At 38.9% G+C, this 13,966-nt stretch carries 7 protein-coding genes and 2 tRNA genes; 6 read left to right on the top strand and 3 right to left on the bottom strand.

Annotation, left to right across the window (positions count from 1 at the left end; translation table 11 throughout):
- Window positions 1-13 precede the first annotated feature (13 nt).
- Window positions 14-2,566 (bottom strand): ATP-dependent Clp protease ATP-binding subunit, encoded by a 2,553-nt coding sequence (locus tag MWU78_RS04725; protein WP_246995482.1) that lies wholly within the window; start codon window positions 2,564-2,566, stop codon window positions 14-16.
- Window positions 2,567-2,823: 257 nt separating this feature from the next.
- Between MWU78_RS04725 and gyrA the strand changes: the two genes are divergently transcribed.
- Together gyrA and MWU78_RS04715 are read left to right on the top strand one after the other, a co-directional pair.
- Window positions 2,824-5,355, top strand: a complete 2,532-nt coding sequence (gyrA, locus tag MWU78_RS04720; protein ID WP_246995480.1) for a DNA gyrase subunit A — start codon at window positions 2,824-2,826, stop codon at window positions 5,353-5,355.
- A gap of 50 nt (window positions 5,356-5,405) precedes the next feature.
- Window positions 5,406-6,668, top strand: a complete 1,263-nt coding sequence (locus MWU78_RS04715) for a tetratricopeptide repeat protein (RefSeq protein WP_246995478.1) — start codon at window positions 5,406-5,408, stop codon at window positions 6,666-6,668.
- A gap of 71 nt (window positions 6,669-6,739) precedes the next feature.
- Here the strand turns inward: MWU78_RS04715 and MWU78_RS04710 are convergent, their stop codons facing one another.
- Both MWU78_RS04710 and MWU78_RS04705 read right to left on the bottom strand, forming a co-directional pair.
- Window positions 6,740-7,492, bottom strand: coding sequence for an NlpC/P60 family protein (locus MWU78_RS04710; RefSeq protein WP_246995476.1), 753 nt, complete (start codon window positions 7,490-7,492; stop codon window positions 6,740-6,742).
- Between the two features lie 22 nt (window positions 7,493-7,514).
- Window positions 7,515-8,690 carry an acetyl-CoA C-acyltransferase gene (locus tag MWU78_RS04705; RefSeq protein WP_246995474.1) on the bottom strand — a complete coding sequence of 392 codons (1,176 nt, stop codon included), beginning with the start codon at window positions 8,688-8,690 and terminating at the stop codon, window positions 7,515-7,517.
- Window positions 8,691-8,927: 237 nt separating this feature from the next.
- On the opposite strand from MWU78_RS04705, the gene MWU78_RS04700 reads away from it, so the two are divergent.
- The 4 genes from MWU78_RS04700 to MWU78_RS04685 all read left to right on the top strand — a co-directional run bounded on the left by MWU78_RS04700 (window position 8,928) and on the right by MWU78_RS04685 (window position 13,797).
- Window positions 8,928-10,976 carry an HDIG domain-containing metalloprotein gene (locus MWU78_RS04700; protein WP_246995472.1) on the top strand — a complete coding sequence of 683 codons (2,049 nt, stop codon included), beginning with the start codon at window positions 8,928-8,930 and terminating at the stop codon, window positions 10,974-10,976.
- A 155-nt stretch (window positions 10,977-11,131) separates the two neighbouring features.
- A tRNA-Ser gene (locus tag MWU78_RS04695) sits at window positions 11,132-11,215 on the top strand.
- 43 nt (window positions 11,216-11,258) lie between these two features.
- Window positions 11,259-11,336 (top strand) — tRNA-Pro (locus MWU78_RS04690).
- A 1,627-nt stretch (window positions 11,337-12,963) separates the two neighbouring features.
- On the top strand, window positions 12,964-13,797 hold the full coding sequence (locus MWU78_RS04685; protein WP_246995470.1) for a class II fructose-bisphosphate aldolase: 834 nt from the start codon (window positions 12,964-12,966) through the stop codon (window positions 13,795-13,797).
- Window positions 13,798-13,966 lie beyond the last annotated feature (169 nt).

Below are 13,966 nucleotides of genomic sequence, written 5' to 3'. Positions count from 1 at the left end.
ATAGAGGTCCAAATTAGGTTTTGGACGACTTTTCTGCTTTTTTGATCTTAATGGTAAGCTCTTCTTTTGCTTCATCCAAATCCATGTGGATAGTATCGCCTTCCTCTAACTTGGAATTTACGATTTCTTCGGCCAAGGCATCTTCAATATATTTTTGAATGGCTCTTTTAAGTGGCCTTGCTCCGTATTGCCTATCGAAACCTTTTTCGGCGATATAGTCTTTGGCCTTATCGGTAAGCTGTAAATCGTATCCTATGTCTTTAATTCTAAGAAATAATTTGTTGAGCTCGATATCGATGATCCTATGAATATCTTCGCGTTCCAGGGCATTGAATACGATAACGTCATCTATTCTGTTCAAGAATTCTGGTGCGAAGGCCTTTTTTAAGGCATTTTCAATAACACTTTTTTGATGGGTGTCGGCTTGGGCCTTTTTTGCTGAAGTGCCAAAACCAACTCCTTGACCAAAATCCTTAAGTTGTCTTGCCCCTATGTTCGAGGTCATTATGATGATCGTATTTCTAAAATCTATTTTTCGGCCAAGACTATCTGTTAAATAACCGTCATCCAGCACTTGTAGAAGCATATTGAATACATCGGGGTGTGCTTTTTCAATTTCATCCAACAGGATAACGGAATAAGGCTTACGGCGCACTTTTTCGGTCAACTGCCCACCTTCTTCGTAACCTACGTATCCTGGAGGTGCACCTACAAGTCTCGATATGGCGAATTTCTCCATATACTCACTCATGTCCACTCTGATCAAAGCGTCTTCGGAATCAAATAGCTCCTTGGCCAATACCTTGGCAAGCTGGGTTTTACCAACTCCTGTCTGTCCTAAAAATATAAAGGATCCAATAGGTTTATTCGGGTCTTTTAGACCGGCCCGGTTACGTTGAATAGCTTTGGCTACCTTGGCAACGGCATCATCCTGCCCAATAACATTGCTCTTGATAAGCTTTGGCAATTCTGCCAATTTGTTGCTTTCTGTTTGGGCAATCCTATTTACGGGAATACCGCTCATCATGGATACCACGTCCGCAACATTATCTTCGGTAACAGTTTCTTTGTGAAGTTTACTGTCTTCTTCCCATCTTTCTTGGGCAATGGCCAGATCTTTTTCTATCCTTTTTTCATCGTCCCTCAGCTTGGCTGCTTCCTCGTATTTCTGTTTTTTTACGACAGTATTCTTTAGCTCACGAACGTCTTCCAATTGTTTTTCTAGTTCCAATATTTGTTTGGGAACATCCATGTTTACAATATGAACACGTGAACCTGCTTCGTCCAGGGCATCAATGGCCTTGTCCGGAAGATATCTATCGGTCATATACCTGTTCGTAAGTTTTACACAGGCAATTATGGCCTCGTCCGTATAAATAACATTATGATGGTCTTCGTACTTACTTTTGATGTTTTTTAAGATTTCAATGGTCTCTATAACGGTTGTAGGTTCAACAATTACCTTTTGAAAACGTCTTTCCAAGGCACCATCCTTTTCTATATATTGTCTGTATTCGTCAAGAGTAGTGGCTCCTATACATTGAATTTCTCCTCTAGCCAAGGCTGGCTTGAACATATTGGAGGCATCTAAACTGCCTGTCGCTCCACCTGCCCCTACAATAGTGTGTATCTCGTCAATGAACAAAATAACGTCATCGTTCTTTTCCAGTTCGTTCATAACCGCCTTCATTCGCTCTTCAAACTGGCCGCGATATTTGGTTCCGGCCACCAAAGAGGCGAGATCTAGGGTTACAACTCTTTTGTTGTAAAGAATTCTAGATACTTTCTTATTGATTATCCTTAGTGCAAGACCTTCGGCTATGGCACTTTTACCAACACCAGGCTCTCCAATCAACAGAGGATTGTTCTTTTTTCTTCTACTAAGGATTTGCGAAACCCTTTCTATCTCCTTTTCGCGGCCCACCACTGGGTCCAATTTGTTTTCCTCGGCCATTTTGGTAAGGTCGCGCCCAAAGTTGTCCAATACAGGGGTTTTGGATTTTTTACTTCCTTTTTGCCCTGTGCTGGAGGAGCCGAAGCCTCCTTCTTTTTCTTCATTGGGTTCATCGGAATCACTTGGGAAGGATTCGGATGTAGGAGAGTCTATATAATCGTCATCACTTGTTATCATTGATTTAAACTGGTCTTTTACTCCATCGTAATCCACTTTTAATTTATGCAATAATTTTGTAGTAGGGTCATTCTCATTGCGCAAAATGCACAGTAATAAATGGGCCGTATTGATAGAGGAACTTTGAAATAATTTTGCTTCTAAAAATGTTGTTTTCAGTGCACGCTCCGCCTGTCTGGTCAAATGCAGGTTCTTTTTGTCCTTTTGTGCACTACCAGCGTTTGGATTGGCAGGACTTAATATCTCCACTTTTCTTCGCAGGTGATCCAAGTCCACATCCAATGCGTCTAAAATGCTTATTGCTTTTCCATTACCGTCGCGCAGTAATCCGAGCATTAAGTGCTCAGTACCAATGAAGTCGTGGCCTAATCTTAAGGCCTCTTCCTTGCTGTAAGCAATTACATCTTTTACTCTAGGGGAAAAATTGTCGTCCATAAAATATCCTTTCAACTTTAAAAATAGTAAATCTATATCAATCTACGGCAAATACTATACCTAATATTCGATAAAGACGGTCTAAGTGACGAAAAAAAGCATGATTTACAAAAAATTTAACAATCAATTTGTTAACCAAAGCCGATATTGAAAGTGTTAATAAATTCTTCACAAAAGTATGCTCTAAATACTTGTATAGTGTCGATTTTACGTATATTGTCGTGCTTTTTTAACTAAAAATAAATAGAAGATTTTAAATGGCAGAAGGAGAAAAATTAATTCCGATCAACATTGAAGATGAAATGAAATCTGCTTACATTGATTATTCAATGTCGGTCATTGTGTCACGTGCCCTGCCAGATGTTAGGGATGGTTTAAAGCCAGTGCATAGAAGGGTTTTGTTCGGAATGCACGAGTTAGGTGTTAGGTCAAATAGTGCACATAAGAAGTCTGCCCGTATCGTCGGGGAGGTTCTGGGTAAGTATCATCCACATGGTGATACCTCTGTTTATGATTCTATGGTCCGTATGGCCCAGGAATGGAGTTTAAGGTATATGTTGGTCGATGGTCAGGGTAACTTTGGTTCCATTGATGGTGATAGTCCGGCGGCAATGCGTTATACGGAGGCCCGTATGCGAAAGATTGCGGATGATATGTTGGCCGATATAGATAAGGATACTGTGGATCATCAACTTAATTTTGATGATTCTTTGCAGGAGCCTACGGTGCTTCCTACCAGAATTCCGAATTTATTGATCAACGGTGCTTCTGGTATTGCTGTAGGTATGGCAACCAATATGCCTCCACATAACCTTGCCGAAGTAGTGGACGGCACTGTGGCTTATATTGACAATAACGATATTGAAATCGATGAACTTATCACCCATATCAAAGCACCCGATTTTCCGACAGGTGGGATTATATATGGCTATGATGGGGTTAAGGAGGCTTTTCATACCGGACGTGGTCGTGTGGTAATGAGGGCGAAGACAAATTTTGAAGAAGTACAGGGGAGGGAGAGTATTATTGTTACCGAAATTCCATATCAGGTTAACAAGGCGGACATGATCAAGAAGACTGCCGATTTGGTCAATGAAAAAAAGATAGAGGGGATTTCTACCATAAGAGATGAATCGGATAGGAACGGTATGCGTATCGTTTATATATTGAAAAGGGATGCTATTCCAAATATCGTCCTAAATACCCTGTATAAATATACATCATTACAGACCTCCTTTAGTGTAAATAATATTGCCTTGGTCAAAGGAAGGCCGCAATTATTGAATGTTAAGGAGATGATCCATTATTTTGTGGAGCACCGTCATGAAGTGGTAGTTAGGCGTACAGAGTTTGAATTGAAAAAGGCTGAGGACAGGGCGCATATCCTGGAAGGTCTTATCATAGCTTCGGACAATATAGACGAGGTTATTGCTATTATCAGAGCTTCTTCCAATGCCGATGAGGCTAGGGAAAAGCTTATGGAACGCTTTAAGCTTAGTGAGATTCAGGCCAAGGCCATTGTTGAAATGCGTTTACGTCAGTTGACGGGTCTGGAGCAGGATAAGTTGAGAACTGAGTACGATGAAATAATCTTGACCATAGCCGATTTGAAGGATATCCTAGCTAAAAAAGAGCGTAGGATGCAAATAATCAAGGACGAGTTACTGGAGGTTAAAGATAAGTACGGGGATAATAGACGTTCGGAAATAAATTTTGCAGGTGGTGATCTTAGTATGGAAGATATGATTCCGGATGAGCAAGTGGTAATTACAATTTCACATGCCGGTTATATTAAAAGAACACCGCTTTCCGAATATAAGACACAAAATAGAGGTGGTGTAGGCCAGAAAGCAACCTCCACAAGGACGGAAGATTTCTTGGAGCACCTATTTGTAGGTACCAACCACCAATATATGTTATTCTTTACTCAAAAAGGTAAGTGTTTCTGGATGCGGGTCTATGAAATCCCGGAGGGAACTAAAACCTCCAAGGGTAGGGCCATCCAAAACCTGATCAACATTGAAAATGATGATATGGTGAAAGCCTTCATCTGTACTCAGGATTTAAAGGATGAGGAATACGTAAACAGTCATTATGTAATAATGGCCACTAAAAAGGGTATTGTTAAAAAAACATCTTTGGAACAATATTCAAGACCGAGACAGAATGGAATTAATGCCATTAGTGTACGTGAGGATGATGAGCTTTTGGAGGCTAAACTTACCACTGGAGCCAGTCAGATATTCTTGGGGCTAAAGTCCGGTAAAGCTATTAGATTCGAAGAGGTTAAAACTAGGCCAATGGGCAGAAATGCCTCTGGAGTTCGCGGTATAACTCTGGCTCATGATAATGATGAGGTAATAGGAATGGTAGCCGTACACAATTTTGAGGAAGAAATATTGGTGGTGTCGGAGAATGGTTACGGTAAACGTTCCAGTATTGAAGATTACAGGATTACCAATAGAGGAGGTAAAGGGGTGAAGACTATTTCCATTACCGATAAAACTGGTGGTTTGGTAGCCATTAAAAATGTTTCTGACTCCGATGATTTAATGATTATCAATAAATCGGGCATCGCTATAAGAATGAGTGTTGAAGATTTAAGGGTAATGGGAAGGGCAACACAGGGTGTTCGACTTATTAATATTAAAGGCAGCGATTCCATTGCGGCGGTAGCTAAGGTAATGAAGGATGAAGATGAGATAGATGATATTACTACCTTGGAGGTAGATGCCAGTGAAGAAGATGGCACGGCTCTTGATAATGATAGTGCGGAAACCAAAGAATAGCAGTTAAACATTAACACGTATAAACACTAACACGTAAATTTAATTTAGAAATGAAGACAAATATTTTAATAATCGCGACTATGTTCTGTTCGGTAGTCGGAATTGCTCAAAAGGATCAGATAAAAACAGCGGATAAAGCATTAAAGTCTGGAGACGCCATGGCTGCGAAAACAGCTTTGGATGGTGCTGCTTCACTAATTAGTGGTGCGGATGAAAAAATGCAGGCTCAATATTACTTCTTAAGGGGGAGTGCTTATGCAGATTTGGCTAAGAAAGGCACCGCTGGTGCTTTTGATGAAGCCATTTCTTCTTATAAAAAGGTAAGTGAAGTGGAAGAGAAAAGTGGAAAGGCCAAATACAGCTCTGATGCCAAGGAAAAGCTTTCCAATATGACTGCCGATCTTATAAATTCTGCAGTAGAAGATAACAACAATAAAAAGTATGAGGAGGCTGCAGGTAAACTATATATGGGTTACCAGTTAAGCCCTCTGGATACTGTTTATCTTTATTATGCTGCCAGTAGTGCAGTAAATGGTGGGCACTATGAAAAAGCACTTAAATACTATAATGAGTTAAAGGATTTAGGTTATGATGGAGGTGGTGTAGTTTACAAAGCTACCAATGTGTCTACCGGTGAGGTCGAGGAGATGGAGAAAACACAGCGAGAGTTGATGGTTAAATCTGGAGCATACAAAGATCCAGTGGATGAAAAAACTCCTTCCAAAACCACGGAAATTGTTAAGAATATTGCTTTGATATATACGCAATTGGGTCAGGATGACAAGGCATTGGATGCTTACAAGGATGCCAGGGCAAAAGATCCCAAGGATGTAAACCTGATTTTGAACGAAGCGAACCTTTATTACAAAATGGGTGATAAGGAAAAATTTAAAGCTTTAATGGCGGAAGCTTCAGAAGTAGCTCCGGATAATCCAGACCTGTTCTATAATGTAGGTGTGATCAATATGGAACAAGGTAATATAGAGGATGCTAGAAAGGCTTATAAAAGAGCTATTGAAATTAATCCTGGATATGTAAATGCACAACTGAATCTTTCTACAACCTATGTTAATGAAGGTAATGGTTTGATAGATGAAATGAATTCACTTGGGAATTCTAAAAAGGATATCGCCAGATATGACGAACTAAAAGAGCAAAAAGATAGTTTGTTCCGCGATGGGGCCATCATCCTGGAAGATGCATTAAAATTGAATCCTGATAACCAAAGTATTCTTTCTCAATTAAAGAATATATATGGAGCCTTAGGGGATAACGAAAACTTCCTACGTCTTAAAAAGCTTACTGGAGAGTAAATATAATATTTAGAGTAAATATAATATTTATAGAAAAGGAAAAGGGCCATCGCAATACGATGGCCCTTTTTTTATATAATTTTTTTGATTACCCTTAGTTTGTGGGTGTAGGTATTGGTTTCTGTATTGAAAATGCCCGTATGGTCTATCCGGTCTATCCTGACCTTACCAAAGGAATGGATAACATAGTTGTTCTCCATGATAATCCCAACATGATCGATAATTCCGTCGTTGTTGTCAAAAAAAGCCAGATCTCCCGGTTCACTTTCCTCTATGAAACTTAAAGCTTCCCCTTGGGTAGATTGCTGTTGGGCACCTCTAAGCAGACGATAGCCATTTGTTTTGTAGACCATTTGGGTGAATCCCGGGCCATCAATTCCAAACGTAGTTTTTCCGCCCCAAAGGTATGGTGCATTTAAATAGAGTAATGCCTTTTGTACCAATTGATTTTTATCCTGCTTACCTATGGAAAATGTGCCATCGAATTTGTGATTCAAAAAGCAATATTGTTGAATGTTCGAGCCGAGAACTATAGGGAGCAGTACGTTGTGTTCGGTTTCTATAAATGAAATAAGGTCCGACGATACTTTTGTGCATTCCGAACCTTCCAATTCCGTAAATCGGTCCTCATCAATTAATGTGAATTGTTGGTTGCTTATCCAGCCCTCAAAATTGTCGAAAGCATTGCGGATCTTGCTCCATTTTTTTCTTTGCTCCAAAACCTTAAAATGTTCACCGTACAAAAGTTGGGATACCATTTCGCTAGTGTCATCTGCAATGGAACGTACTGGAACAATACTAAGGTGGCAAATACCGTATTGCATGGGCTTGCTTTACAAGAACTTATTAATTTTTTTCTATAATTATTGCGGAAGCTCCGCCACCACCGTTGCAAATGGCCGCTGCTCCAATTTTGGCATTGTTTTGTTCAAGTACGCTAAGCAATGTAATTATGATTCTGGCCCCGGAACATCCCAAGGGGTGTCCCAAAGATACGGCTCCGCCATTTACATTTACATTTTTATCCGTAAGTCCGAGTATTTTTATATTGGCCAGGCCAACTACGGCAAAGGCTTCGTTAAACTCAAAATAGTCAACATCCTCAATGCCAATGCCCGCTTTGGTCAAGGCTTTTGGAAGTGCCTTCGCTGGCGCCGTGGTAAACCATTTGGGCTCCTGTGCAGCATCGGCATAGCTTTTTATGGTTGCCAAAGGCTTTAGCCCCAATTCCTTTGCTTTTTCACTACTCATTAATACCAGGGCTGCGGCCCCATCATTAATGGTTGAGGCGTTGGCTGCCGTAACAGTACCATCCTTTGAAAATGCTGGGCGTAATCCGGGGATTTTGTCCAGCTTTACATTTTTAAATTCTTCGTCTTCACTTACCAATATGGGTTCGCCTCTTCTTTGGGGGACTTCCACTGGAACTACTTCATTGGTGAATTTTCCGTTCGCCCAGGCTTCGGCTGATCTTTGGTAAGATTGTATGGCAAAATTATCTTGATCTTCCCTACTAAATTTATATTCAATAGCGCAGGCGTCTGCACAGGTCCCCATGGCCTGCTGATCATAGGCGTCTACCAGTCCATCTTTTTGCATGCCATCAATTAAAGTGGCGGGTCCAAATTTTTGACCGCTTCTTAAATGGATATAATGCGGTATTAGGCTCATGTTTTCCATTCCACCGGCAACAACAATGTTATTGTCTCCCAATGCTATGGACTGGGCGGCCATCATAACCGATTTCATTCCTGAAGCACAAACTTTATTAACAGTGGTGCAGGGAACTGTGTTGGGTATTCCTGCATAAATAGCAGCCTGCCTGGCCGGAGCTTGACCAGTTCCCGCTTGAACCACATTCCCCATAATGACTTCCTCCACTTTAGAGGGGTCCAATTTTATTTTATTCAATGCACCTTTAATTGCAATAGCACCAAGTTCAGTGGCCGTAATAGTGGACAATGACCCCATAAAGCTACCTATAGGTGTCCTTGCGGCAGAAACGATTACAACATCTTTCATCAAGTTCATTTTTATTATTTGCGAATTTAATAAATTAATGTGCAATGAGGGTTGCAACGGTGTAATATTCCATGTTTTTTATGATTTTAGCGGGTAATTATGGTAGCGATAATTTGGGGGTCAAAACAGCCCGATACATTTAAAATAATATATGTTGCTTGCCAAAAGTTGTGTTATTTATGTAAAGTGTCATTTTAAGTTTATATTTTTCTATTTTTGACTATATATACTTTCCGTATGCGCACTTTTTTGGACAGCCTTTATAAAAATCACTCTCTGGTTTATAAGTACTTTTTATATTTCTTGGCTGTTTTCTTTATTGTATTTTTTTTTCCTAGAGGAGGAAAATTTAAGTATGAATACCAAAAAGGCAAACCTTGGCAATACAATAATTTTTATGCTCCTTTCGATTTTTCAGTAAACAAGGGTGAGGAGGAAATTACTAAGGAAAGAGGGAAAATAGAAAGCGACCATATAGATTACTATAATTATGATGCCAATATTGTGGCAGAAGTAGATAGCACCATTCAAAAGGAATTGACAAAGGTCTTTAATGCCTCTGAATTTGATAGGAACGAACTGGATGGGATAAAGGATGTGGCCAAAGACGTTTTGGATGATCTCTATGCAAATGGTATTCTATCCAAAATAGAACGCAGGAGTAACAAGAATAGCCTTTATTTGGTTAGGAATAATGAAGCTGTAAAGCTGAAATTTGATGAAGTTTATAGCTTATCGGATGTAGAGGGAGTTGTAAGAAGAAAATTAGCCCAAAGTCGATTATCTATATATGAACCTTCCTTACAGGAATTGTTCTTTAATTTTATTAAACCCAATGTTAGTTTCGACGATGATTTGTCTAACAAAGAATTGGAATCGGAGTATTCCAAGATTTCTTATACTTTGGGCAATGTTGACGAGGGCAAACTAATTATTGCCAAGGGAGAGGTGGTGGAGGAAGGGGATCTTAGGGTTTTGGATTCACTTAAAAGCGAGTTTGAGTCCGAATTATGGGAAGAAAATAATCAATATTTAATACTGTTTGGGTACACCTTATTGGTGGCAATGGTGTTAATGATGTTCTTTTTATTTCTCAAAAAATATCGACCGGAAATCTTTAAGGACAATACAAAGGTTACCTTTATTATAGTCAATATTCTGATTATGGTATTTATGACCACGATGGTGGTTAAATACAATGTAGAGTATGTTTTTGTGGTTCCTTTGTGTATTCTGCCTTTGGTGCTCAAAACCTTTTTTGATGCCAGATTAGGGCTTTTTGTCCATGTTCTTACTGTTTTAATTCTGGGTTTTGTGGTTCCCAACAGTTTCGAATATATATTTCTACAGACCTTGGCAGGTATTGTTACCATCTTGTCGGTTTCGGAACTGTATAAAAGGGCGAATTTATTTATATCCGTGGGTCAAATCACCCTGATTTATATTATTGGGTATTTTGCCTTTCATATGATCCACGAGGGCAACTTGGATGATATACAATGGATGGCTTTTGGATATTTTTTTCTCAATGGTATGATAACTCTGTTTGTTCAGCCATTGATTTATATTCATGAGAAAATATTTGGTTTGGTTTCCGATGTATCCCTCTTGGAATTGTCCGATACCAATTCTAAATTATTAAAGGAATTATCCAATAAGGCTCCGGGAACCTTTCACCATTCCCTTCAGGTGGCAAATTTGGCCGAAGCAGCCGCCAATGAAATTGGTGCTAATGCCATGTTGGTTAGGGTTGGAGCACTTTACCATGATATTGGTAAAATGAACAACCCCACCTATTTTACGGAAAACCAAATCACCAATGTAAACCCACATGACGATTTGGAGCCTATGGATGCTGCGGCCATAATTATCAACCACGTTATTGAAGGAATAGAAATTGCACGTAAAAACAAGGTACCAGACCGAGTAATAGACTTTATTAGGACCCATCATGGTACTTCATTGGTCTTTTATTTTTACAAAAAGCAAGAGGCTTTGGAAGGAGAAGTAAATGAAGAGGATTTTAGATATCCAGGCCCTATTCCTTTTTCAAAGGAAACCGCTATTTTAATGATGGCAGATTCCGTGGAAGCCGCTTCCAAGAGTTTAAAGAATCCAACCTTTTTGATAATCGATGAATTTGTGGAAAGGATTATTGAAGGCCAGATAAAGGCAGGTCAATTTTTAAATGCCAATATTACCTTTAAGGAAATTGAGGCGATCAAGAAGATATTAAAGCAGAAATTGGTCAATATTTACCATTTACGGGTGGAATATCCTGACTAGTTGAATTTATGAATTGTTTGAGGGTTAATGAGATAGGGCCAATAAACGCTAAATAAGTCATAAGAAGTGAAAAAATATTAAAAAAATGTTGCGTTCTTGTGAATGAAAAAGTACATTTGCAACCGCATTTTTAATGCGAGATCTTTAAAATTATTGGAGAGGTGCCGGAGTGGTAACGGAGCAGATTGCTAATCTGTCGACGGGTAACTGTCGCCAGGGTTCGAGTCCCTGTCTCTCCGCTTTTTTTTTTAAAGTAGTATTGTAGAGATGGTATTACCATTTCGGGGTGTAGCGTAGCCCGGTTATCGCGCCGCGTTTGGGACGCGGAGGTCGCAGGTTCGAATCCTGCCACCCCGACCAAGAAAATCCGATCACATATGTGATCGGATTTTTTATTTTGCACTGCGTAGCACCGATGGGTGCTTAAGCAGTGGAAAATAAAAAAGATGGACAGGCGCCAGCCTGTGCTCGATTTTCATGAGCATCGACCCCACTACAGGTTCACCGAACGCAGTGAGGTAATCCTGGATCAAGTACAATTTCTGGGTATTTGAATATTTACGCATATAGTTGAGTTAATCTAAATAGGAAGATTTCTGTATTTCTAACGCCCCTGAACCGTGCCCTAAATGCCTTTTTTGCTTTCCAATGAAACGGACGTAGGAGGTTCGTGAATACCTTATTCCAAAATAAACATGCAATGAATAAAACGAAACAAACCCGTCTTGCCGTCGAGGCAGGAGAAAAGACCCTTTTTCGCTAGGTGTCCCTAAAATCTCGAGATTTTAAGGGCCGGTGACATGGCCTAAATTATTTCCAAGGCTTTAATAATTCTTTATGGCCATGATATCTTTAATACGGAAGAAGATCGGCCTGTCCATCTATTTTGAGAATTATGTTCAAGGGTATTCAGTAGCGGTCGATTATATATAGATACCAATGGTTTGCGGAATAGGGAAACGGCCTATTTCTTATTTCGTTTTAAATCAAGTGGTTTTCACATTGGGCAACACGACTGTATATGAGGGTAGCCATTACGGTAGCTGGCACCTCCATCCAAAGTTAAACTTCGCCTTTGTATTTCTGCCCTGATCGCTTTTTTGGGCGATGCAAAAAAATGAACAGAACACTAACTCTGGGGTGGTCTGTTCTATCTTTTTTCAATTCACGCACAACTTTTGCGATTGATCCAATATTTTTCATACGTGTTAAATGAGGAAAGTTTTTGAAATTGCATAATTCATAAAAGAAAGGTTGTATAACTTTATTTAATGTTAATTGGAGCATTTGTTAATTCATTGATTTTAGGGCTTTAAAATCAAAATATGTTATTTAATATTGGTAAAAAATGTTTATTTATATAGGTATATACCAGTTTTAATGAGTGCACACCCATTTTAGTCGCATTTAAGTAAAAACAAGGATGGCCTTTTGTAATAGTTAAAATTATGAAAGTTTATGAAATCAAAATATTTTAAAAAGAAAGTTTGTATAAGTTAATATATTTTTTTTATGTTTGTGTAATTCTTAATAGGAATAATTTTTGTTCAAAATATTTCGGAAGCTAGATTATTAATGTAGATACTATTTTATAATAGTTATATAGATAATAGATGAATGAGGTCCGGTCAAGATTAAATGCTTGTGTAATGGAAATGTCGCTAACAGCGTGTGTTTTGGGTGAAAAATAAGGAATTGGTAGGAAGAGCTGGTCAAGGTTGGGTGGTATTGTCTTTCAACCTTAATCCCATAGCAATAATTATTGCGGAATTGATTTCTGCAAAGGAATATAAATGCTTATAAATTTTGCAGCAACAGTTGATTAAACGGAAGAAATTTACAAGGGTTAAAAATATCCAAGACTAATATTTCTATATGTTCAACCTAGTCAACTTTGGGGATTTTTTAATGAATAATAAAGTGCTTATGTTGATTTGGAAGCAATAAAAGAAATAGCCAAAAGGAAATTCTCATTCAATTTTAATTCATGAAATTAAAGGAAAAACTACATTACAACAAGAAGAACGGAAAAGCCTTATTGGCTACGAATTTTTACAATTTCGAAACTTTATCCGCCGTATTGGCCGCTGCTCAGAACACTGGTTCTGAACTAATATTGCAGCTTTCAGAAAGTTCAATAAAGTATATGGGGCTCAAAGTAGCGACCGCTCTTGCTAAAAGTGCCATAGATCAATATGGGGTAAAAGCCTGGTTGCATTTGGATCATGGGCAGGATGTTGTCTTGGTCAAAAAATGTATAGATGCCGGGTTCGATTCGGTAATGATAGATGCGAGTGAAAAGCCCTTTGAAGAAAATGTCAGGATAACCCGCGGGATTGTTGAATATGCGGAAAATTATAAAATCAATGTGGAGGCGGAGCTTGGTTATATCTCGAAATTGGGCCAAGATCAGAAAATGGTTTATACGCGGCCGGAAGAAGCAAGGTATTTTGTTGAGGCTACCGGTGTCAATGCCTTGGCGATTGCCGTTGGTTCGGCTCATGGATTTTACAAGGAAACCCCTAATCTACAGCTGGATCTCATAAAAGAAATCAATAGTGTTACTACGGCTGCGTTGGTATTGCACGGAAGTTCCGGTATCCCGAATGAACAATTACAGGCTGCTATTGAGAACGGGATAACAAAAATAAATTTAGCTACCGAAATTAAAAATATATTCATGAAGAGCCTACAGAACGAATTAAGAAATACGGGCAATATTGATCTACGCGAAGTTTTTCCTGTGGCTACATATAAGGCTACTGAGTTGGTAGAAGATAAATTGAGAACCATAAACTTCGAAAAAAATGAAAAAGTATAGAGGTTTTTTAGCGTAAATGGTCATGTCCTTTTTAGGGGATAGGTCATTTAGTATGGATGTTCTTAAGTTGACCAAGAGGATATTCCACTCTAGGATAATGATTTGATATATAAATATAAAATCCCAATATAAATAGTTTGAATTGTAAATAGGGACAATTTTGCCCTAT

Origin of the sequence: Arenibacter sp. F26102, from assembly GCF_023015865.1 — a bacterium.
In the GTDB taxonomy this organism is placed as follows: Bacteria; Bacteroidota; Bacteroidia; order Flavobacteriales; family Flavobacteriaceae; genus Arenibacter.
This window is presented reverse-complemented; position numbering and strand designations above follow the sequence as displayed.